General features: G+C 55.7%; 18 protein-coding genes. 13 read left to right on the plus strand and 5 right to left on the minus strand.

The annotated features are described in order from the left end of the window. Positions 1-19 precede the first annotated feature (19 nt). Positions 20-547 carry an inorganic diphosphatase gene (ppa, locus tag K5L82_RS12165; protein WP_133007337.1) on the plus strand — a complete coding sequence of 176 codons (528 nt, stop codon included), beginning with the start codon at positions 20-22 and terminating at the stop codon, positions 545-547. 80 nt (positions 548-627) lie between these two features. On the opposite strand, the gene K5L82_RS12170 is transcribed toward ppa, so the two are convergent. Together K5L82_RS12170 and K5L82_RS12175 are read right to left on the minus strand one after the other, a co-directional pair. Then, positions 628-1,680 carry a DUF2333 family protein gene (locus K5L82_RS12170; RefSeq protein ID WP_133007336.1) on the minus strand — a complete coding sequence of 351 codons (1,053 nt, stop codon included), beginning with the start codon at positions 1,678-1,680 and terminating at the stop codon, positions 628-630. Between the two features lie 7 nt (positions 1,681-1,687). Further along, positions 1,688-3,688 (minus strand): EAL domain-containing protein, encoded by a 2,001-nt coding sequence (locus tag K5L82_RS12175; protein ID WP_223134325.1) that lies wholly within the window; start codon positions 3,686-3,688, stop codon positions 1,688-1,690. Positions 3,689-3,898: 210 nt separating this feature from the next. Here K5L82_RS12175 and K5L82_RS12180 point away from each other — a divergent pair, with 210 nt between their 5' ends. The 12 genes from K5L82_RS12180 (at position 3,899) to K5L82_RS12235 (ending at position 17,507) form a co-directional block, all read left to right on the plus strand. Next, on the plus strand, positions 3,899-5,509 hold the full coding sequence (locus K5L82_RS12180; RefSeq protein ID WP_133007334.1) for a diguanylate cyclase: 1,611 nt from the start codon (positions 3,899-3,901) through the stop codon (positions 5,507-5,509). Between the two features lie 258 nt (positions 5,510-5,767). Further along, on the plus strand, positions 5,768-6,205 hold the full coding sequence (gene aroQ, locus K5L82_RS12185; protein WP_133007333.1) for a type II 3-dehydroquinate dehydratase: 438 nt from the start codon (positions 5,768-5,770) through the stop codon (positions 6,203-6,205). Between the two features lie 30 nt (positions 6,206-6,235). Further along, the gene (gene accB, locus K5L82_RS12190) at positions 6,236-6,697 is read left to right on the plus strand and encodes an acetyl-CoA carboxylase biotin carboxyl carrier protein (RefSeq protein WP_133007332.1); all 462 of its coding nucleotides are present in this window, start codon (positions 6,236-6,238) and stop codon (positions 6,695-6,697) included. 18 nt (positions 6,698-6,715) lie between these two features. Then, positions 6,716-8,062: an acetyl-CoA carboxylase biotin carboxylase subunit gene (gene accC, locus K5L82_RS12195; protein ID WP_133007331.1), complete on the plus strand. Its 1,347-nt coding sequence runs from the start codon at positions 6,716-6,718 to the stop codon at positions 8,060-8,062. 2 nt (positions 8,063-8,064) lie between these two features. After that, complete coding sequence (gene prmA, locus K5L82_RS12200; RefSeq protein ID WP_223134326.1) at positions 8,065-8,961, plus strand: 50S ribosomal protein L11 methyltransferase; 897 nt, start codon at positions 8,065-8,067, stop codon at positions 8,959-8,961. A gap of 73 nt (positions 8,962-9,034) precedes the next feature. Beyond that, positions 9,035-10,243 (plus strand): DUF3426 domain-containing protein, encoded by a 1,209-nt coding sequence (locus K5L82_RS12205; protein ID WP_223134327.1) that lies wholly within the window; start codon positions 9,035-9,037, stop codon positions 10,241-10,243. A gap of 209 nt (positions 10,244-10,452) precedes the next feature. Beyond that, on the plus strand, positions 10,453-11,451 hold the full coding sequence (dusB, locus tag K5L82_RS12210; RefSeq protein WP_223134328.1) for a tRNA dihydrouridine synthase DusB: 999 nt from the start codon (positions 10,453-10,455) through the stop codon (positions 11,449-11,451). Further along, complete coding sequence (gene fis, locus K5L82_RS12215; protein WP_133007327.1) at positions 11,448-11,765, plus strand: DNA-binding transcriptional regulator Fis; 318 nt, start codon at positions 11,448-11,450, stop codon at positions 11,763-11,765. The genes dusB and fis overlap by 4 nt, the downstream gene beginning before the upstream one ends. A gap of 99 nt (positions 11,766-11,864) precedes the next feature. Then, positions 11,865-13,445: a bifunctional phosphoribosylaminoimidazolecarboxamide formyltransferase/IMP cyclohydrolase gene (gene purH, locus K5L82_RS12220; RefSeq protein ID WP_223134329.1), complete on the plus strand. Its 1,581-nt coding sequence runs from the start codon at positions 11,865-11,867 to the stop codon at positions 13,443-13,445. Between the two features lie 22 nt (positions 13,446-13,467). Further along, the gene (gene purD, locus K5L82_RS12225; RefSeq protein WP_223134330.1) at positions 13,468-14,754 is read left to right on the plus strand and encodes a phosphoribosylamine--glycine ligase; all 1,287 of its coding nucleotides are present in this window, start codon (positions 13,468-13,470) and stop codon (positions 14,752-14,754) included. Between the two features lie 114 nt (positions 14,755-14,868). Continuing rightward, positions 14,869-15,837 (plus strand): alpha/beta fold hydrolase, encoded by a 969-nt coding sequence (locus tag K5L82_RS12230; RefSeq protein WP_133007324.1) that lies wholly within the window; start codon positions 14,869-14,871, stop codon positions 15,835-15,837. 71 nt (positions 15,838-15,908) lie between these two features. Further along, complete coding sequence (locus tag K5L82_RS12235) at positions 15,909-17,507, plus strand: cation:proton antiporter family protein (protein WP_223134331.1); 1,599 nt, start codon at positions 15,909-15,911, stop codon at positions 17,505-17,507. Here K5L82_RS12235 and senA read toward each other — a convergent pair. The 3 genes from senA to K5L82_RS12250 form a co-directional block, all read right to left on the minus strand. Further along, on the minus strand, positions 17,499-18,815 hold the full coding sequence (gene senA / locus K5L82_RS12240) for a selenoneine synthase SenA (RefSeq protein WP_316933393.1): 1,317 nt from the start codon (positions 18,813-18,815) through the stop codon (positions 17,499-17,501). The two genes, K5L82_RS12235 and senA, sit on opposite strands and share 9 nt — an antisense overlap. Positions 18,816-19,054: 239 nt before the next feature. Further along, a complete protein-coding gene (locus K5L82_RS12245; protein ID WP_133007322.1) occupies positions 19,055-22,165 on the minus strand; it encodes an efflux RND transporter permease subunit in 3,111 nt (1,036 codons plus the stop codon). After that, positions 22,165-23,337: an efflux RND transporter periplasmic adaptor subunit gene (locus tag K5L82_RS12250; protein ID WP_223134332.1), complete on the minus strand. Its 1,173-nt coding sequence runs from the start codon at positions 23,335-23,337 to the stop codon at positions 22,165-22,167. Before K5L82_RS12250 ends, K5L82_RS12245 begins: the two co-directional genes overlap by 1 nt. Positions 23,338-23,385 lie beyond the last annotated feature (48 nt).

Genomic DNA, 23,385 nt, shown 5'->3' on the forward strand with positions numbered 1-23,385 from the left:
GTATCAGGAAGGAACTCTCATGCAATTCGACAACATCCCAGCAGGCAAAAACCCGCCAGAAGACATCTACGTAGCCATCGAAATCCCGGCTAACAGCTCCCCGGTCAAGTACGAACTCGACAAAGACATGGGTGCCCTGCTGGTAGACCGCTTCATGGCCACCCCCATGTTCTACCCGGCCAACTACGGTTTCATCCCTCACACCCTGGCTGACGACGGCGACCCACTGGACGTACTCGTTGTGACCCCTTACCCAATCCAGGCCGGTTCTGTAATCCGCTGCCGCCCGGTTGGCGTCCTGAACATGGAAGACGAAGCCGGTGGCGACGCCAAGCTTGTTGCCGTACCGCACGACAAGCTGACCACCATCTACCACGACGTGAAAGAAATTGACGACCTGTCGGAACTGCTACGCGACCAGATCCGTCACTTCTTCGAGAACTACAAAACTCTCGAGCCCGGCAAGTGGGTAAAAGTACAAGGCTGGGGCAACGCTGCCGAAGCCAAACAAGCTATCGTAGACTCGGTTAACGCCTACAAAGGCTAACCGCGTTTCGGGCATAAAAAAACCGGGCCACTCTGAGAGCGGCCCGGTTTTTTTATGTTTTATAAACGTCCAAACGGGCATTAACCCCGTGACAGCAAATCCCGCATATCGCTAATCGCTGCGTTCGCCCGCGACAGGTAAGCCGCCATCGTCAACGAGTGGTTTGCCAGTAAACCAAACCCACTGCCGTTCAGAATCACTGGGCTCCACATAGATCCCTGAGTGCCTTCCAGCTCAATGATAATCTGCTGCACACTCGCCATGGCATTCTTGTCTTGCAGCACCTTCCGGAAGTCCACTTCCATCGCCCGGAAAATATGCAACAAGGCCCACGCCGTGCCGCGAGCTTCATAGAAAACATCGTCGATCTTGGTCCAGTCAGTTTTTACATCGTCACCACTGACCGCCTCGGACAACGGATCGCTTTCGTCACCGTTCGACAAGGCTTCGGCCACCGTCGCCTTACCCACACTCTCACTCAGCGTTCGAGACAAGCTACCCAGTCGAGTTTCCAGATCCGCCAGCCAGTTGTTCAGGTTATCCGCCCGGGCGAAAAACTGGGCACTGCTTTGCTGAGGGTCCGACAAACGATTGAGATACCGTTTCAGTGCATTGATACCACGACGGTATTCGTTTTCGGTGGAGGGAATCGCCCAGCTTTCGCTGTCGAAGTGCAGCTGAGGTTCCGCAATGATCAAATCAGGGTCTTCCGCCGATTGGCTCTGGGACCGACTGATGTCTTTTCGAAGAGCGCGAGACAAATCCCGCAGTTGCACCAGCACACCGTATTCCCAATTCGGCATGTTGTCCATCCAGAGCCCGGGAGGGAATATATCATTCGAAATGTAACCGCCCGGCTTATCCAAAAGCGTCTCTGCCAAACGAATCATCGTAGCCGTTGTAGTAAACCCGGCTACCGGTTCACGATCCATCGAACTGGCCAACGTGCGGGTATGCTCCCGTACCGAGAAACTGTCCGGTTCACTGCTCCAGATGACGCCCAACACGATCGTAATCAGCAGGTACACCACCAGCAGCGCCAGGATAAACTTTGCGATTACGCCGCTGCCACCGGTGTAATCCTGAACATCTTCTTTCTTGTCCTTGAAGTACTGTCTGATTTTGCCCGGCATAAAACGTTTACTCTCCTGTTGATTTCTCGTCGGCCGCAAAGGGTCGGCCTAGATGGTAGCCCATGGCGCCATCGATACCCAATTTACAGAGTACCGAGTATTCCTCTTGTCTTTCTACACCCGTAGCGAAAACTTTCACACCCCGACTCCGGGCAATACCGATAACCGACTCGAGCCAGAACCGGTTATCCTCGTGGCCGTCCAGATCGTGAACAAAACTGTTATCAATCCGCAGAGCGCTTAACGGCAGATTCCGCAGGTAATTGAACGGCACCCCTCCCACACCAAAACGGTCCACCAAAACCGGAACGTTCAGTTTAACCAGCGCTCGAATCAATTGACTCGCCTGCGTGCGATGATGGTGAAGAGTCATTTCCGAAATACCAACCCACAAACGACGACTCAGGGCGCCAGCAGAGCTTAACATCGCCAAAAGATCTTCCCGGAACGTTTCATCTGCCACCGAGGCCGAACCTAACGAAATCGCGAGTTTCTCGTTTAGATTACCCTTAAGGCACTCCAGAACACTGGCGACCAGCACTCGATCAATATCGGCAATAAGACCGAGGCGTTCCGCCATGGGCACAAACGCGCCTGCCTTCAGCACACCCTCTGGCGTGCAAATTCGTGAGAACACCTGGTAATACTGGAGCTCCTGATCCGGGCCCTGCACCATTGGCTGCAACCAAAGTGACAAGCGCTGCTCTCGAATGGCATCTTTGATGATGTCGCGCCAGGTGTCCATCGTGTGGTAACTATTGCCGCTAGCATCCTTGATCCAGGAACAGGACTCCTCGCGTTGCTGGGCCGTTCTCAAAGCGGTGTCCGCAGCCGCCAACAAATCTCGGGCATCCGCTTCTTTCGATGCAATGGCCAGCCCGGCATGTACAAAGATCTCGAGTGGCGCGGCCATATCGGAATACAGCCCATCCAATTTCTCGACTAGCGCTTCACACCAAACTTTCACATCCACAGCCGAGGCTCCAGGCAGATAGACTGCAAATTCCGCCCCGGTTCTTCGGCCTGCAAACGCACCGGCATGTTTCATCGCGAACGTATTAACAACCTTGCCCACTTTCCTCAGCACCTCGTCGCCCTCTTCGCGACCGTGGCTTTGGTTGAAGTCACCAAAACCGCTCAGCTGAAGTAGCATCAGCACCCCTGGCGCGGATTTTTCTTCAGATTCAACTTCCACCTTCAGGCGCTGATCAAACGCGCTACGGCTTGCCAGCCCGGTCACCGCATCTTCGTTGTTCACTTTCCGCAGATGCTGGATCAACTTACCTTGTCCGGCGAACAACTGCCCCAAGTCATCCGTCATCTGATTCATGGCTTCAGTCACCCGATTCAGTTCCCGGGTGGAACGCACCTCCACCCTTTTCCTGAAGTCCCGCCGACTTAATGCCCGTGCCTGCTTTTCCAATTCCTTTAGCGGCTGCAGCAAGCGCCGTAACAAAAACCATAAGGCCAACATCCCTACGCCACCAATCACGACCACCCCAACCAACAACCCCACCGTGATTCGCCAAAGATCGTCGTAGGCCCGGCCCAGATTGCTGACCACCTGAACCGTTCCCAGCTGTGCCCAACCCCGCACCACTTGCGCCGTCCCCTCGGGCTTTGACAGTTTCGCTACCTTTACGAACCAGCCGGGTGCCACTTGAGTTCGCAAAGGCATGGAACGACCCGCCAACATAATCCCTTCGTGACCAACAAATTTCACCGACAGATAGCTGCCACTATCGAACACGGCATCGATCAATGACGAGGCGGCAACGATATCGGAAGCATCAACGGCTTTGGACAACGCCACACCGGTGGCGGTCGCCGCGTCTTGAGCATGCTCTAGATGCTGAGACGAAACATAATCCCGGAAGGTGTTAAACGTGACGGAAAAAAGGGCCAACAAAATGAGTACCAATAAACTGCTGGTAAAAAGCAACAACAATGCCCGAAGACTCAGCACACCATATTGCCGCTGTCTGTTCGCTACCTGCACCATTGCCATAAAGCTCCAAGACTTCGGACCGAATCTAAAGACACCCCAACTCTGTGACCACCTTCAAGAGTTGACAAACATTTACAAAGTGCTGTCTACGTCGACAACATTAAACACTATAGACTCTACCCAAGGACTATGAAGCCTCTGTCTAACCTGACCTAGAAATAAGTTCGTCCTGCCGGACAGAACAACCTATAACAGAAAGGCCCGAGCACAATGAGCGACGAAAGCCAGAAGGAAAAACTCAGGCAACACTTTGCCCGCCGCGTCACTACCCAAGCGCGCGTTGTTCTGGATACCTGGCAAAAAATTCACGATGACCCGGCGCAAGCCCAGCCATACCGGAACGCACTGGAAGCCGCCGCCGACAAATTGGTGCGGTACGCCCGCCGTTTCGAGATGGAAAGCCACGCTCGCGCCGGCGAACGGATTCTGGAAAGGTTGACTCACTGGCCCACGGGCTCCTCGCTCTGCACCGATCACCAGCAAGCTCTTGAAGAGTCGGTGGAAACCCTTCGTCACTGCACCCAACGTCGCAGCGACGAAAACAATGATGTGCCCCACCCATTCCGCCGGACCCCCGTCTACCTTGCGCTCGCAGACGAAGAATCGGCAGCCAGAATGATCAAACAGCTCGAATTTTTCGGTTTCCGCGCGTCGGCCTATCAAACGCCCAACGAATTAATGGAGGCGTGTGCACTGAGCAAACCCGAAACCATCCTGATCGACATCAACTTTGGTGGTGGAGCATCTTCGGGAATTTCGACGATTGAGCACCTGCAGGAACAGCATGACACCCCCATCCCGATAATTTTCATGAGCGACGAAGACGGCTCAATCGAAACGCGGTTAAGAGCGTCCCGGTGTGGTGGCGAAGAGTTCTTCTATCCGGCGGTTGATCCGGGCCAGTTGATCGAGAAAATCGAGACTTATACCCATGGTAATACCGTCGAGCCGTACAGGGTACTGGTGCTCGACGATTCCCGGGCTCAGGCCAAATTCATGGAAACGGTGCTGAAGAAGGCCGGGATGAACGCCCACATCATCACCGACCCGATGCAGATCATTACAGCACTGGAGCAATTCTCTCCCGAGATCATCCTGCTCGACATGTACATGCCCGGTTGCACAGGTATGGAGATTGCCCGCGTCATTCGCCAACAGGACAAATTTCACAGCGTACCGATCATCTACCTGTCGGCCGAAGACGACGTTGGCAAACAGCTGCACGCTATGAGCTTGGGCGGTGATGACTTTCTAACCAAACCGGTTGACCCCAAGCATTTGATCGCCACGCTGCACAACCGTGGCCGTCGAGCCCGTTCCTTATTGGCACTGATGATTCGCGACAGCCTGACGGGGTTGTTCAATCACACCCACACTCTGTATTTGCTGGAACAGGAAATCGTTCGGACGCGCCAGAAAGACCAACCGCTTTGTTTCGCCATGATCGATCTGGACTACTTCAAGAAGGTGAACGATACCTTCGGTCACCCGATTGGTGACCGAATCCTCCGAAGCTTATCCATGTTCCTGAAGCAACGGCTGCGAAAAACTGACCACATCGGGCGGTACGGCGGTGAGGAGTTCGCGCTAATTCTGCCTAACACTCGCCCCAGCGATGCCCGCAACGTGGTCAATGAAATTCGGGAACGATTTGCCGAGCTCGTGCAAGAGGCCGGCGACCGCCAGTTCAAAGTGACCTTCAGTTGCGGGCTGGCCGCGTCGCAGGGCGACAGTTCACAGTCGTTGTGTGAACGGGCCGATCAGGCCTTGTATGTCTCAAAAGCTAATGGTCGAAACTGCGTCACACTGGCTGAAGAATGATGCCCCCGGGCCGGGCTTTCTGCTCGGTCCATGAAACCAATGTCGAATACCCGCCCTATTCGCCATCACCGACAATGCTAGCCATCAACGAAATGTCATCGCGCGTGAGGCAATTGCTGTGTAATCTTTTTCAGGATCAAAAGTCGTATCCGAAGATTGTCAAAAAGTGTTGATTTGAAGCGAATAAGTACGCACCATTCAACTAAACTGTCGTTATCTTCGGCGATCCTGTAAAAAATAAACAAGGCAAATTTCATCATGTCTACCATACTTGTGCTACATGGCCCCAACCTTAATATGCTCGGCACACGAGAGCCCGAGGTTTATGGCCATGAGACGCTGGCAGACATCGACGACCGCTTGCGACATCAGGCTTCAGAACAAGGCCACCATCTGCTGCATCTGCAATCGAATGCAGAGTATGAATTGATTGACCGTATTCACGAAGCCCGGGCTGAAGGGGTGGACTTCATCATTATCAATCCCGCCGCCTTCACCCACACCAGTGTCGCCTTGCGGGACGCTCTGTTGGCCTCGGGCATCCCGTTCATTGAAGTGCACCTGTCGAACGTGCATGCGCGGGAGCCGTTCAGGCACCACTCGTATTTTTCAGATATCGCCCAAGGCGTTATCTGCGGTTTAGGCAGCCAAGGTTACAATCTTGCTTTACAGGCTGCCCTGCAAAAAATTCACTGATATACCAGAGACAATGGGACTGGAATAGTTATGGATATTCGCAAAATCAAAAAACTGATCGAACTGCTCGAGGAATCTGACGTCGAGGAGCTGGAAATCCACGAAGGAGATGACTCCGTTCGCATTTCCCGTCGTCGCGAGCAAGCCGCCGCAGGCCAATTCGTAAGCCACTACGCAGCGCCAGCACCACAAGCGGCCCCGGCTCCTGCAAGCGCACCTGCAGCGGAAGAAGCCCCTGCGGCATCCCCTGCCATTAATGGCCACGCGCTAAAATCGCCGATGGTGGGCACCTTCTACCGTTCGCCGTCACCGTCTGCACCGGCCTTTGTAGAAGTGGGCCAATCGGTCAAGGCCGGCGACGTCATTTGCATTGTTGAAGCAATGAAGATGATGAACCAGATTGAAGCAGACAAGTCTGGCACCATCACCGAAATTCTGGTCGAAAATGGCCAGCCGGTGGAGTTTGACCAACCTCTGGTCGTCATTTCCTGAATCTGGTGATTGCTACCCATGGCTATGTTAGAGAAAGTTCTGATCGCAAACCGCGGTGAAATCGCCCTGCGTATACTCCGCGCCTGCAAAGAGCTAGGCATTAAAACGGTGGCGGTTCACTCTCAGGTAGACCGCGACCTGATGCACGTTCGCCTGGCAAATGAAACCGTCTGCATCGGCCCAAACAGTCCGACAGACAGCTATCTGAACATCCCGGCGATTATCAGTGCGGCGGAAGTGACAGATTCTGTCGGTATCCACCCCGGCTACGGCTTTCTGGCAGAAAACGCAGACTTTGCCGAACAAGTCGAGAAAAGCGGGTTCCGCTTCATCGGCCCGAGAGCAGAGACCATTCGCCTGATGGGCAACAAAGTCTCTGCAATCGAAGCCATGAAGAAAGCTGGCGTACCGACGGTTCCCGGCTCAGACGGCCCTCTCACCGATGACGATGAGCGGACGTTGCAGGTAGCTCGCAAAATCGGCTACCCGGTCATGATCAAAGCAGCTTCCGGCGGCGGTGGTCGCGGTATGCAGGTAGTTCACTCCGAGGCAGCCCTGCTCAAAGCCGTTCAGATCACTCAGTCAGAAGCAAAGAACGCTTTCGGCGATCCCACGGTTTATCTGGAAAAGTTTCTGGAAACGCCGCGCCATGTTGAGGTTCAGGTTCTCGCCGACATGCACGGCAACGTGATCCATCTGGGCGACCGCGACTGTTCTATGCAGCGCCGCAACCAGAAGGTCATTGAAGAAGCCCCGGCCCCGAATATCAATCCGGAATCCCGCGAGCGCACCCTCAAAGCCTGCACCGATGCTTGCAAAGAAATCGGTTACGTAGGCGCTGGCACCTTCGAATTCCTGTATCAGGATGGTGAGTTCTACTTCATCGAAATGAACACCCGCGTTCAGGTAGAGCACCCGGTATCCGAAATGGTCACTGGCGTGGACATCGTCCGCGAACAGTTGCGCATTGCCAGCGGGTTGCCACTGGAATACAGCCAGGACGAAATTCAGATTTCCGGTCATGCCATGGAATGCCGGATCAACGCAGAGGACCCTCAAACCTTCGCGCCCAGCCCTGGCAAGATCAAGCATTTTCATGCCCCCGGCGGCAACGGTATTCGTGTCGACTCCCATCTGTACAGCGGCTACACCGTGCCTCCGTACTACGATTCACTGATCGCCAAGTTGATCACGTGGGGTGACGATCGAAACATCGCACGCCGACGCATGAAGAACGCATTAGATGAAATGTTGGTTGAGGGCATCAAGACAAATCAGCCACTGCACAGAAAACTGGTGCGCGACGGAGGTTTTAAACAGGTAGACTTCACCATTCACTACCTTGAAAAACTGATACAGGATTAACCATGCCCTGGATACAACTCCAGATTCCAGCTGATCCCGACAATGCGGATCAGCTGGAAGACTTGCTTATGGAAATGGGTTCGGATGCCGTTTCCATGGAAGATGCCGCTGATCAACCCCTCTACGAGCCTGACCCAGGCACAACCCCGTTGTGGAGCCAAACCACCGTAACAGGTCTGTTTCAATCGGACCGGGATATCGAGCAGCTGTGCTCCGATATTCGGGATGCCTGGCATCAGCAAACCCAGCAAACTCTGGCAGAGATTGAGGTTACGCTGGTCGAAGACAAAGATTGGGAGCGGGCCTGGATGGACGACTTCCATCCATTGCGTTTTGGCGAGCGGCTCTGGATTGTTCCAAGCTGGCACGAAGCCCCCGACCCGGATGCCGCTAACCTTCTGCTGGACCCGGGCCTGGCTTTCGGCACCGGCACCCATCCTACAACAGCCCTCTGCCTGCAGTGGCTGGATGGCCAGGATGTTGATGGCAAGCAAGTAATCGACTATGGCTGCGGCTCCGGCATTCTCGGCCTTGCGGCTCTGTTACTGGGCGCCAAGCACGTGATTGGCGTAGACACCGACCCTCAAGCTCTGGAAGCCAGCCGTGAAAATGCCCGGCGCAATGAGGTTGAAGACGATCGGCTGGACCTTTACTTGCCCGGCAGTGACCCCGACACCCAAGCCGACGTGATGCTCGCCAACATTCTGGCACAACCGTTGATTGGCTTGGCGCCTCGTTTAGCCGCCCTGACTCGCACCGGCGGTAGCCTTGTACTCTCCGGTATTCTGTCGAACCAAGCCAGAGAAGTTATGGAAGCCTACGAACCTTGGTTTATCATGGACGAACCCGAACAGAAAGAAGAGTGGGTACGCCTCACAGGACGGCGCAAGGACGAGTGACGAATCAAACGTTTACGTCTAAACTGCGTGGTTCTTAGTAATCACGCAGTGACGGAGCGTTCAGGATAACAGCATGACCCAGAGCAGCCTGCAAACACAGTGCCCCGAGTGCGCCACTCGTTTTCGGGTAACTGACGAACAGCTCAGTGTCGCCGGAGGCAAAGTCCGCTGCGGCAACTGCATGGCCATCTTTAACGCGAAAGAGCACCCCATAACGGCTTCCCGCGAGAGTGCGTCATCTCCAACCCCTGCCCGCTCCGGACCTTCAATAACTAAAGATTCCACCAACGAAGACACCCGCAGCAGCGTGATTGACGACGACTTTGTCTTCGCTGATAACCCTGAAGAGGATGCGGAAGAAGGCCTTTACGCAGGGGGCAAACTCACGTTCTCTGAAGACGAACTGAGCGAAAGTTTTCTCTCGGTTGACGACCGTCATAACGAAAGTTTCTCTGAAGACCACGAAGACCCTATAAGCGCAAATATCGATGAAAGCTGGGCAGAAGCCATGCTTTCAGACGATCATCCCGCACATCCAGAGAAACATACCGCTGAGCCTGAGCCTGAGCCTGAGCCTGAGCCTGAGCCTGAGCCTGAGCCTGAGCCTGAGCCTGAGCCTGAAACAGCATCCGTCAGCTCTGCTTCAGACGGCCAGCACGACCAAGAAACAGGCGGCCCAGCCCTCTCAAGCGAAGAAGCTGACCAGATGGGCGACCCCATAATTAATCAGGCTCGCCCGGAACAAACCTCTGCGACCTTATATCAGGATTTACGGCGAGAGCCAGTGTCGGTTGGCGGCGGGGGCAGCCGCCTTCGGGCAGTGCTGTGGAGTCTTGTGACACTCGCACTGCTTGGGCTCTTAGTGGCACAGGCTACCTGGTTCCAGTTTGACCGGTTATCCGCCATTCCTCAGCTACGACCCTTTTACGAGAAAGGCTGTGAATTGGCCGGTTGCGAGCTTCAGCCACTGGTGAATGTCGATGCCATACAAAGCCGTAAATTGGTGGTTCGCACAGCCCCGGACAACCGAAACCAGTTGATCGTCGATGCGGTTATCATCAATCGCGCCAACTTCGAGCAGCCATTTCCCTCTATTGCCCTGACCTTTTCCAACTTGAATGGAGACGTGGTGGCGCAAAGCGTTTTCGGCCCCGAAGAGTATATCGCCGGTGACGGCAAGGCACTGGAAAACATGCCCACAGATACCCCGGTCAAGATTGCGATCCGGATTCGCGACCCCGGACGCGACGCGGTCAACTACAACCTGCTCTTCCGTCCGTAGATACCGATAGCCCAAACAAAGGCCTGCAGTCGGTCGAGCAAAAGTCAACCAGACAGAGCGAAAAATAATCAACTTTTTCGCTCATTTATCCCTTCAATCAAACTGCCCTCGGCGGTATCATTACCGCCCTTCGGGAAACAGTCGATCAGATTTTGAGCAACGACTAAAAACCGAATTTTGCTAAACCCGCTGTGACACGGACTCAGATCATGCTGCCAACGGCAAAAATCGGGCCGTACACCCTGCCCAACCCATTGATAGTTGCACCCATGGCCGGTGTAACAGATCGCCCGTTTCGGCTTTTGTGTCGAAGAATGGGCGCCGGTTTGGCTGTATCGGAAATGGTCATAGCGGATAGCAAGCTCTGGCATACGCGCAAATCTCGCACCCGGATGAACCATCAGGGCGAACCCGAACCCCGGTCAGTGCAAATTGCCGGCGGCGACCCAGACATGCTGGCCGATGCCGCAAGGCAAAACGCCAAGTTTGGTGCCCAGATCATCGACATCAACATGGGGTGTCCAGCCAAAAAAGTTTGCAACAAGGCCGCTGGTTCGGCCTTGATGAAAGACGAAAAGCTGGTTCGGGAAATTCTGGAAGCGGTGGTCAGCGCCGTTGATATTCCGGTGACACTGAAAATGCGCACAGGTTGGGATCGCGACAACCGAAACGCCAAAATAATTGCAAAAATGGCGGAAGACGCAGGCATTCGGGCCCTCGCTGTACACGGCCGCACAAGAGCCGACAAATACCTGGGCGATGCCGAATACGACACCATTGCCGAAGTAAAAGCCAGTGTTGGTATTCCAGTGTTTGCCAATGGCGACATCACCACACCAGAGAAAGCCCGCCATGTGCTGACCTACACCGGCGCAGACGGGCTGCTGATCGGCAGAGGCGCACAAGGCCGTCCATGGATTTTCCGGGAAATCATGCACTTTCTGGAAACCGGCGAACACCTTGCGGCTCCGCCCCTGAATGAAGTCGAGCAGATACTCCTGGAGCATCTTGCCGAGCTGCACAGCTTCTACGGGGAAAAGATGGGCGTGCGTATCGCCAGAAAACATGTGGGCTGGTATCTGCAGACCCACGACGAAAGCAAACAGTTCCGCAGTCGCTTCAATGGGATCGAAGACCCACTGGAGCAAAAAGACAGCATCGCACAGTACTTTGCACGCTTACGAAATGGAGAGGTATTCGCAGCATGACCGCTGAGACTTTGGCACACGATAATCTGAGCACCCCGGCCAACGATGAATTGCATCAGTTGCACACGGTAAACGGCAGCGGCAATAGCGTCACCCTGCGCGACAGCGTAGAAGTTGCTCTGAAGAACTACTTCGCGCAACTGGACGGAGCACCCGTCACCGATGTGTATCAACTGGTGCTCTCTGAAGTTGAAGCACCGCTGCTCGAGCAGGTAATGAAGTACACCCGCAACAACCAAACCAAGGCATCCACCATGCTTGGTCTGAATCGCGGAACCCTGCGCAAGAAACTGAAGCAATACGGTCTGCTATAATCAGACTCGATCCACAAGGGCCTCCCGGATTCGTTCGCGAGGCCTTTGTTCTTTATTCAGGCTACCCTCGGCTTATCTGAACAGCGAAGAAACTGAACCATGGCAAACCAGGCTAACACCCCCGTCCGTCGCGCCCTGATCAGCGTGAGTGATAAAACTGGCATCGTCGATTTCGGCCGTGCCCTGACCGAACGCGGTATAGAGCTGCTCTCTACTGGCGGCACTTTCCGACTGCTACAGGAAAACAAAGTACCGGTCACCGAAGTGTCCGACTACACCGGCTTCCCGGAAATGATGGACGGCCGGGTGAAAACCCTGCATCCGAAGATCCACGGTGGCGTTCTGGGCCGTCGCGGTACCGACGACGCCATCATGGCCGAGCACGGCATTAACCCGATCGATATGGTGGTGGTGAACCTCTACCCGTTCGAAGACACCGTTGCCAACCCGGATTGCGATCTCGCCACGGCCATCGAAAACATCGACATCGGTGGCCCGACAATGGTTCGCGCCGCGGCTAAAAACCATAACGACGTTGCCATTGTGGTGAACGCTTCCGACTACAGCCGCGTATTGAAAGAACTCGAAGAAAACGACGGTGACCTGACCTACAACACCCGTTTCGATCTGGCGGTCAAAGCCTTCGAACACACCGCCGGTTACGACGGTGCCATCGCCAACTACCTAGGCGGACGCACACCGGATAACGACAACGCTGACTTCCCTCGCACCTTCAACGCCCAGTTTGTGAAGGTTCAGGATATGCGTTACGGCGAAAACCCGCACCAACGCGCCGCTTTCTATGCCGAAAGCAACCCGCGTGAAGCTTGCGTCGCCACTGCCAAACAACTGCAAGGCAAAGAGCTCAGCTACAACAACGTAGCCGATACCGACGCCGCTCTGGAATGCGTGAAGCCATTCGCAGATCCTGCCTGCGTCATTGTTAAGCACGCCAACCCTTGCGGCGTCGCCATTGGTGCCGACATTCTTCAGGCCTACGACCTGGCCTTCGCCACCGATCCGACCTCAGCCTTCGGTGGCATCATCGCCTTTAACCGCGAGCTCGATACTAAAACCGCCCAAGCCATCGTTGATCGCCAGTTCGTGGAAGTCATCATTGCCCCTAGCATCGCGCCGGAAGCGGTAGAGATCGTATCTGCCAAGAAGAACGTTCGCCTGCTGGCCTGCGGCGAATTCGACAGCCACCGAGCCAAGACCATGGACTACAAGCGCGTCACCGGCGGCCTGCTGGTTCAAGATCGCGACTTGGGCATGGTAGCGATGGAAGACGTTAAAGTGGTTACCGACCGCCAGCCCACCGAAGAAGAGCTGAACGACCTGTTGTTTGCCTGGGAAGTGGCCAAATACGTTAAGTCCAACGCCATCGTCTACGCCAAAGCCGGCCGCACCATCGGTGTGGGTGCAGGCCAAATGAGCCGCGTATACAGCGCCAAAATCGCCGGCATTAAAGCCGCCGATGAAGGTCTGGAAGTCAAAGGCTCGGTGATGTCTTCCGACGCCTTCTTCCCATTCCGTGACGGCATCGATGCCGCCGCCGCTGCCGGCATCACCGCGGTGATTCAACCGGGCGGTTCCATGCGCGACCAGGAAGTGATCGACGCAGCCAACGAACACGGCATCGCTATGGTCTTCACCGGCATGCGCCATTTCCGTCACTGATCACAGCATTCAGGAGCACAACATGAACATTCTGATTATCGGCAGTGGCGGTCGTGAACACGCACTGGCCTGGAAAGCCGCCAAGTCCCCGCTGGCCGACAAGGTTTTTGTCGCACCAGGTAACGCCGGCACAGCCCGCGAGCCCAGTCTGGAAAACGTCGATCTGGACGTCATGGATCTGGACGGACTGGCCAACTTTGCCGAACAGAACAATGTCGGCCTCACCATCGTCGGACCGGAAGCCCCGCTGGTTGCCGGCGTGGTCGACAAGTTTGAAGATCGCGGCCTACGCATCTTCGGCCCCAGTGCCGGAGCAGCCCAGCTTGAAGGCTCCAAAGCCTTCACCAAGGATTTCCTGGCCCGCCAGAAAATACCAACCGCGGACTACGCCAATTTCACCGACGTTGACGAAGCCCTCGCCTACGTTCGTGAGAAAGGCGCACCGATTGTGGTTAAGGCTGATGGCCTGGCCGCCGGTAAAGGCGTCATCGTTGCGATGACTCTGGAAGAAGCCGAAGACGCCATTCGCGACATGCTGGCTGGTAACGCCTTTGGCGATGCCGGCAGCCGCGTGGTCGTTGAAGAGTTCCTGGACGGCGAAGAAGCCTCGTTCATCGTTATGGTTGATGGCAAGAACGTACTGGCCATGGCGACTTCCCAAGATCACAAGCGCGTTGGTGACGGCGACACCGGCCCCAACACCGGCGGCATGGGTGCTTACTCTCCGGCGCCAGTGGTCACAGCCGATGTGCACCAGCGCATTATGGACGAAGTGATCATGCCGACCGTTAACGGCATGGCAGCAGAAGGCCACCCTTACAAGGGTTTCCTGTACGCCGGCCTGATGATCGACGCTTCCGGTGCTTCCAAGGTGATCGAGTTCAACTGCCGCTTCGGTGATCCGGAAACTCAGCCAATCATGCTGCGCATGAAGTCTGACATCGTTGAACTGTCCCTGGCAGCCGTTGACGGTACCCTAGACCAGTGTGATTCCGTGTGGGACGAGCGCGCCTCAGTGGGCATCGTTCTGGCCGCCGGTGGTTATCCGGGCAGCTACAATAAGGGCGACGTGATCTCCGGCTTGCCGGAAACCGAGGTAGACGGCGAGAAAGTCTTCCACGCCGGTACCAGCCTAAAAGACGGCAACGTTGTCACTAACGGCGGTCGCGTACTCTGCGCCACAGCCCTCGGCAACACCGTCACCGAAGCTCAACAGCGCGCCTACGAATTGGCCGTGAAAGTTGAGTGGGACGGCGTATTCTGCCGTAAAGACATTGCATACCGGGCGATTGCCCGTGAACAAGGCTGATTTGTAACGCCGATCACACGCAGTGTCAGCCCGGTCATTGACCGGGCTTTTTTATGCCGTAATGTGGTACCCCTTCAAAAAATGAACGACCTCAACGCTCCCGGGGAACCAAGCATGTTGCAATCATCACCTATATCCCTTGCTCTGCTGTTTGTAACGGTGTTGCTCACCACCGCATGCTCGCGGCAAGGCATTTACGAAAATGCCATGGACTGGGAACGCTCCGGTGCCGGGCTCGAAGTCAGCCAAATAAACGTAGGTGAGTTGGAAATTACTTACCTCCGAAACCGTGAAGCCAACAACGGCAACACCATCGTTCTTGTGCACGGCTTTGCCGCCAACAAAGACAACTGGATACGAATGGCAGGGGAGCTCACCGAAGAGTTCAACGTATACGCCATCGACCTACCCGGCCACGGCGACAGCAGCAAACCCCTCGACCTCGGCTACCGACTGGAAGAGCAAGTCGGTTATCTTGCCCTCATTCTTAAAGCCCTGAACATCGAAACCATGCACATGATGGGCAACTCCATGGGTGGGGCCATCACCGCGCTCTATGCAGCCACTTACCCCGAACAGATTGAAACGGCGGTTCTGTTTAACCCCGCCGGCATCCTGGAATACCACAACGAACTCACCGAACTGGTGCTTGCCGGCGACAATCCGCTGATCCCCACCCAACCGGGCGACTTTGAGCGTTTGGTCGACTTCGCGATGGAAGAAAAGCCCTTTATTCCCTGGCCCATACTGGGAGTGATGGAAGAAAAAGCCATTGCCAATCAAGACATCAATAAAAAGATTTTCTCCGACATCCGCGAAGCTGGCCTGAACTCTGATTTTCGTGATGCAATCAAACACATTGAAGATCCGGTTCTGATCGTCTGGGGCAAAGAAGATCGTGTGCTGGATTACCGTAATGGAGCCCTCTTCAAACAAGACATACCCGGCGCCCAACTGACCATCCTCGAAGGCATCGGCCATGCGCCGATGATCGAAACACCGGAAGAATCGGCCCAGCTGTTTCTTGAGTTTTCCCAGCCCTACCGGTCAAATAACGACCAAGAAAAAATGGTAGCGCGTTAGCCGTAAATCGACTTCAATGCGGGGAAAAAACAAGGTAGCCTTCTTGTTCTGTTCCCCGGTAAGAGCCTTCCATGCCTGAAGCGATCTGGATTTCCTTTGCCTTTGGCCTCGGCCTGCTGATCAAAACGGTGCATCTGCCCCCGCTCATTGGCTATCTCGCAGCGGGCTTTATCCTCAGCGCCATGGCTGCTAACCCATCCATCCCGATCTCGCCGGAACCCACCGCCGTGCTGGATCACATCGCCCATCTGGGCGTTTTGCTCATGCTCTTTACCGTCGGACTCAAGCTGAAACTGAAATCGGTGATCAGCCCGGAAGTCATTGGTGGCAGCCTGCTGCACTTCGCAGTAACCGCATTGGTATTCGCACCCGGCATATATCTGATTCTTGACGTCAGCTGGTACACCTCGCTGATGCTGGCGATCGCCTTGTCCTTCTCCTCGACCGTGCTGGCCGCCAAGGTATTGGAAAACAAACGAGAACTGCGTGCTTTCCACGGACGAGTGTCGATTGGCATTCTGATCATGCAGGATTTAATTGCATTGGTGGTGATGAGCCTGGCGGCAGGGCAAACGCCATCGCAATGGGCGCTGATCGTATTTGGTCTGCCCTTGCTTCGACCGGTTCTGTACAAGCTCCTGGACGCAAGCGGCCACGAAGAACTGCTGGTCCTGCTTGGCTTGTTGCTTGCACTGGTGCTGGGTGGCTTGGGCTTTCAGGCAGTTGGGCTTAGCTCGGAACTCGGCGCACTGGTGTTCGGTGCCATTCTGGCCAACCATCCGAGAAGTCAGGAACTGGCCAAATCCTTGTGGAGCGTGAAAGAAATCTTCTTGGTGGGATTCTTTCTTCAAATCGGCATTGACGGCCTGCCAGGAAAAGACGCCATCATCTTCGCAATTGTCGTGGCCTTGATTCTTCCCTTAAAAGGCATCTTGTTCTTCTTCCTGATGCTGCTTTTCCGCCTGCGTGCACGTAGCAGCTTCCTGACCTCATTGGCACTGACCAATTACAGTGAGTTCGGCCTGATTGTCGCCAGCGTAGCCCTGCCTGAATGGTTGGTTCCGCTGGCCTTAGCGGTGGCGCTGTCATTCCTGATATCCGCGCCGCTCAACCGCTTGGCACACCCACTGTACGAACGCTGGAGCCACCGCCTCGTGCCCTTCGAAAACGATCGGCGGCACCCGGATGAACTGCCGATATCATTGGGTGATACCCGCGTGGTTGTGATGGGTATGGGGCGAACCGGAACCGCCGCGTACGATGCACTGAGCGACACCGAAGCCCGCCTCATGGCTTTGGATTCCGACTTAGCCAAAGTTGCGCGACATCAGAAACAGGGGCGCAACGTGGTCTACGCCGATGCCGAAGACAACACCTTCTGGGAAGCCCTGCACATGCCCTCGGTGGAAGCCGTCATCCTCGCTATGGGCGATATAGAAGCCAAACTGATCGCCGCCCGCATGCTGAGGAAACTCGGCTTCACCGGCTACATCGTCGCCCACACCATGTTTGAAGACGAAGCCGAACGCATTCGCGAAGCCGGAGCCAACGAAGCCTATCTCACCATGAGCGAAACCGGGGTGGCCCTAGCGAGCCACTTGCAGCAGATAGCCCCGGAAGTCCCTGAACCGGAGGTTACGCTTTCCGACCCCAGGCAGCCATCAACTTAACGCGCAGGTACGAAAACCGGTAAACACATCATTTCTCTGGGGCAAATAAGCCTGCCGATACGTGCCACGAATCAAACTCGATGTCGTGGCACAACTCCCGCCGCGAGTCACCTTGTGGTCGCCAAACTGCAGCGTTGACATAAACGGGTACATATCCACTTTGAAGCCGTCGTAGGGCAAAAACTGATCGCTGGTCCACTCCCACACCGAACCCAGCATCTGCCGACACCCAAACCGACTCTCACCCGCGGGGTAATCAAACACGGGATTCTGCGACATCGAGCGACCATTCATATCCGCGCGAGAAGCGTCCGGCGCCTGATTCCCCCAAGGGAAGCGCCGAAAAACCTCACCTGGCTGGTTCGCCAAAGCGGCCACCTCCCACTCATACTCCGTCGGCAAACGCCGCCCGGCCCAACGACACCATGCCTCCGCCTCCCAGAACGAAACATGTGTCACCGGCGCATCCGGGTTCAACGGCAGCCACTGATCAAACAACCGAACCTGCCACTGCGCCTCATGGCACCGCCAATACACCGGGTGCCCTGGAGCTGACGCCAACCACTGCTGCCCGCCAAACGACCACAACTCCGGCCGCTGATAACCGTCATCCTCAACAAACGCTAAAAACTCCCGATTCGTCACCAACGCCCGACTGATCGCAAACCCCGGCAACTGCACCTCAAACCGCGGCTTCTCCGCATCAAACGCAAAATCCTCCGCCGCAAACGCCTCCGAAGCCCCGGGCATCCCCATCACCCAACGCCCCGCCGGTACCTCCACATCACCGGCAACCGCGTCACCCGGTGCCGGCCGATCACCAACAAAATCCGCCGGGGCCGGATAATTCACCGTCTGACGACACCAGATCAAAGACTCAATGTGCATGTTCTGGTGAAAAATCGCATAGCGATACAAATACAGCTCCTGATCCGTCAGCTCACAACGCCGAATACGCTCCGCAACTCGATCATAAACCGTCCGAAAATACGCCAGCGTCTCCTCACGTCCGGGAAACAAATCCCTGCGCCAACGATCCCGGTGCTGAACATGAAACGAATCCCAGAGATCGTCCATCGCCGGGTTATAACTCGCCGTGCCGTCCAGCAATTTGAATACAAACACCTCATAGAAAAACGCCGAATGCCCCATCTCCCAAAGCGGCGGATTCACACCGGGGTGATAGGGAACCTCCAGCTGGGTGTCCGATAACGACTTGATGAGTTGTTCGGTTCTGGTACGGGCGAGCGCCAGCTCATCAAACAACTGGGCTTTTATTTCAACGACAGACATCGAGTTTAGGTTCACTAAAAGTATCTCCCTGCGCCTGGGAATCGGCAGAGGGGAGGCGCTTCCAAAAATGTGCGCAGCCATGGATGGCGGAGCAGAAGCGTCACATGGACGTGCCGAAGGAGCGGTTTTTGGAAGCGCCTCCCCTCTGCCGGCTCTTACTCCCAAACAGCATAACAACAAAAAACCGCCGAGGGCAGAAACCCAAGGCGGTTCAATAACATTCACAAAGAGCCGACCGAAGTCAGCTCTAATCGTCAGGCCTTCTTACGCTGCTTGCGCCAATCCCCAAAGTCCTCAATTAACATATAGAACAAAGGCACAAAAAACAGCGCCAAGGTACTGGCCGCCAGCATACCGCCAACCACCACCGTACCAATCTCCTGACGACTCACCGCACCCGCGCCGGAACTGAACGCCAACGGCAACGACCCCACAATGAAGGTCAACGCCGTCATCATAATCGCTCGGAAACGCTGGCGCGCAGCCGCACTGGCCGCCTCAAACGAACTCATACCCGATTTCCGGTTCTGCGCCGCAAACTCCACAATCAGAATCGCATTCTTCGCCGCCAGCCCAATCAACACCAACAGCCCCACCTGGAAATAGATATCATTCGGGAAGCCACGCCACAACGACGCCAGCGCTCCCCCAAACACGCCAAACGGAACCGCCGTCGCCACCGCCACCGGCAAACCCCAACGCTCATATTGTGCCGCCAGAATCAGGAACACCAGCAACAAACCCATGCCAAATGCCATGGCTCCGGAGTCTGCGGAATCCTGTAACTGATAGGCTTCACCGGTCCAGCCAACCAACGTATCGCGATCAAACTGCTCTGCAGCGACAGACTCCAACGCCGCCAGCGCCCCACCCGTGGTATACCCCGGGCCAGGGTCAGCCAGCAACTTCGCCGCCGGATAGACGTTAAATCGGTTCAAGATATCGGGTCCACTGGTACGTTCCAGCTCAACCAACGAGCTGAGCGGAATCATCTCGCCGTAATGGGAGCGAACAAACACCTTACGTAAATCCCCCGGATGGCTACGAAACTCTCCTTCCGACTGAAGGTTCACCTGCCAGTTACGGCCCTCCAGGGTAAAGTCGTTCACATACAATCCACCAAAGGTGCTCTGCATGGTCGTAAAGATCTGGTCAATGGGCACACCGGCTGCCTGAGCCTTCTCACGGTCCACGTTTGCCTTGTAACGAGGAATACCGGTATCCAGCGTCACCCGTACGTTGGTCAACTCCGGGCGAGCATTCGCGGCCTGAGTGAACTTGTCAGCCATCGCCTTGATCTCGGCAGGGGTACGGCCACCGCGAGCCTGAATGTAGCCTTCCACACCACCGGTGGTCGACAAGCCTTGAATCGGTGGCGGCGTAAAGGCAATCACAAAGGCTTCCGGCATGCCAAAGCCAATACCCATGATCTTCTTGGCAATATCGGCTGCACCCTGGCCATCGCCTTCTCGCTCAGCCCAATCTTCAAGCGTCACAAAGGCCACACCGCTGTTGGTGCGCAGTGCACTGGAAATGATATCGAAACCGGCAAAAGCCACCACGTCTTTCACTTCGGGCAGGCTCTTCATCTTCGCCGCCAATTCATCCCGGGCATCCTCAGTGCGGCTCATAGCCGACACTGGCGGCAAGGCATAAGCCGCCAACACAAAGCCCTGATCTTCCTGCGGCACCAAACCCGAAGGCATCTTGTTCATCAGGAACACCACGCTGCCCAGCATGGCCGCAAACAACAGCACACCCACGACCGCGTGGTTCAGCAACCAGTCCACCACACCCGAGAAACCTGCTGTCAACTTATCGAAGCCGGCATCAAACCAGCGGAACACCGTCAGCTGTTTACTCTCTTTGCCCAGCAGCATGGCACACATAGCCGGTGTGAGCGTCAGTGCCACAACGCCTGAAATGACCACCGACACAGCAATGGTAATCGCAAACTGCCGGTACAGCTCGCCACTGAGCCCACCCAAGAACGCAACCGGCGCAAACACCGCCACCAGTACCAATGTTGATGAAACTACCGCTCCAGACACCTGGCCGATGGTGGTTACCGCGGCATCGTATGCGGTCATGCCTTTCTCTTTAATCAGCCGCTCAGCGTTTTCCATAATGATAATGGCGTTATCCACCACCACCCCGATGGCCAGTATCAACCCGAACAGAGTCAGCAGGTTCACCGAGAAACCCAGTGCCTGCATACCCGCAAAAGTGCCGATCAAAGACACCGGAATGGCCATCAATGGAATCAGGGTGGCACTGATGTTCTGCAGGAACAGGAACGTCACCAACACCACCAACACAACCGCCATAATAAAGGTGCTGAACACCTCTTGAATGGAGATATCAATAAAGCGGGTGGTGTCATAAGGAACGCTGAACTCCAGACCTTCCGGGAATCGATCCGAAATCTCTGCCATCGCCTTGTTCACTGCTTCAGCGGCATCCAGGGCGTTGGCTCCCGGCTGCAGATAGATGCCCATAGGCACAGTCGCACTGCCGTTATAAATCGCCGCAAAATCGTAATTCAGAGCACCTAATTCAATCCGCGCAACGTCTTTCAAACGCAAAGACGCACCTTGCTCGTCGCTGCGCAAAATCACTTCGCCAAACTCTTCTGGACTGGTCAGGCGGCCGGGGGCCGATACACTGAAGGTAAAAGCCTGTCCTTTCGGCGCCGGTTCTGCGCCAATTCGGCCGGCAGCAAATTGGGCGTTTTGGGCACGCAGTGCGTTCGCCACATCGCCCGGGGTCAATTCGTACTGAGCGAGTTTGTCAGGCCGGAGCCAGATTCGCATCGAGTAATCCTGTGCACCGAACAAAGAGGCATTACCAATACCCGGCAATCGCACCAGTTCGTCGAGCACATTTAACAAGGCGTAGTTAGAGATCTCCACCACGTCCATGGAGTTATCGGGAGACGATAACGCAATAACCTGCAGAATCGACGTGGAACGGGCTTCTACTTTCAGGCCTTGGTCGCGAACGGATTGGGGCAGTCGCGCCAGCGCCTGTTGTACCCGGTTGTTCACGTTGATGGTCGCCTGATCCGGATCGGTTCCGATCTCGAACGATACTGAAATCCGAAAGCTGCCAGAGTCGGTCGCACTGGATTCCAGATAGATCATGTCGTCCACGCCGTTGATCTCTTGCTCCAACGGTGCGACCACCGAGTCAGAGATTACATCGGCACTGGCACCGGGGAATCGTCCGTCCACCACGACTTGCGGCGGCACCACATTCGGGTATTGCTCCACCGGCAATCCGAGCAGAGCCAACGCACCGCCCAAGGTGATAATGATCGAGATAACCGTAGCGAAGATCGGCCGGTCTATAAATGTGCGCAACATCAGTTCGCGCCCTCCCTGGCACTCTCATCCATAATCTTTACCGGTGAATCCGGGCGAAGGTTGGCCAAACCACTGACAATGAAACGATCACCGGCTTCCAATCCTTTCAGGATAATCTGGCGGCCGTTGGTTACAGGGCCCAGTTCAACACCCCGCGTCTGGGCTTTACCCTCACTGTCGACCACATACACCATCGGTCCTTTGGGGCCCTCCGCTACGGCGGCTTCCGGCACCAGTATGACGTTTTCGAAGTTTTGCAGCTCAACCCGCACTCGCACAAACTGCCCCGGCACAATCACATGTTCCGGGTTCGGGAATACGGCTCTCGCCGACACAGATCCGGTGCGGGGGTCGAGAGTAGAGGCGGTAAAATCAATCCGACCCTCCATCGGATATTCTTCACCATTCACCAACACCAACCGGGCGGATACATCCTGAACTTCATCCGAACGGGCCATGCCCTCCGTTGCGGCACGGCGAATACTGGCGTCGTTTTCTGGCAACGCGAAGCGCACGTGAACCGGATCAAGCTGAACAATGGTCGTCAGCAACGTGCCCGTGTCCACCAAACTGCCTTCCGGTAGGTCCTCAAGGCTGGTCACGCCACTCAACGGCGCGGTCACTTTCGTGTAACCTCGGTTCAGCTCCGCTTTGGTCATACCCGCCTCGGAAACCGCCAAATTAGCTTCCGCCAGCTCCAGAGCCGATTCGGCAGAATCACGATCCCGCTCACTCACCGCTTTACGCTTATACAGAGACGAGATCCGGGCCCATTCCCGCTCTGCCTGACGCAAATTCGCTTCGGCCACCTGACGCTGGGCCTTGGCCAACTGGAACGCTGCCTCTGCTGGTTTGGGGTCTATAAGGAACAAAGGATCAGTCTCTTTTACCATTTGCCCTTCTGCATAGAGCCGTTCCTCAAGCACCCCGCTGACGCGCGCGCGCACTTGCACCTCCCGCGCACCCCGTGCTCGTCCGGCGTAATCCTGGCGTACGGTGGCATTGCTCAACTCAGCCGTTTCTACCGTCACCGCTGCCGGCGGGAAACCGCCTCCGCCTTGCTGCCCGGCACTGTCTTCACTGCTACAGCCAGTTAACACTAACAGAGTCGACAAGCCGGCAATAATCAACCCGGCTCGGGCTGTGGGGCGATGAAATATTTCCATGGTCATGTGCGTTCTCCTGAACACGAGGCAAGATCAATCCGGGCAAACAAGCAG

This window comes from Marinobacter sp. AL4B (genome assembly GCF_019916045.1).
GTDB lineage: Bacteria > Pseudomonadota > Gammaproteobacteria > Pseudomonadales > Oleiphilaceae > Marinobacter.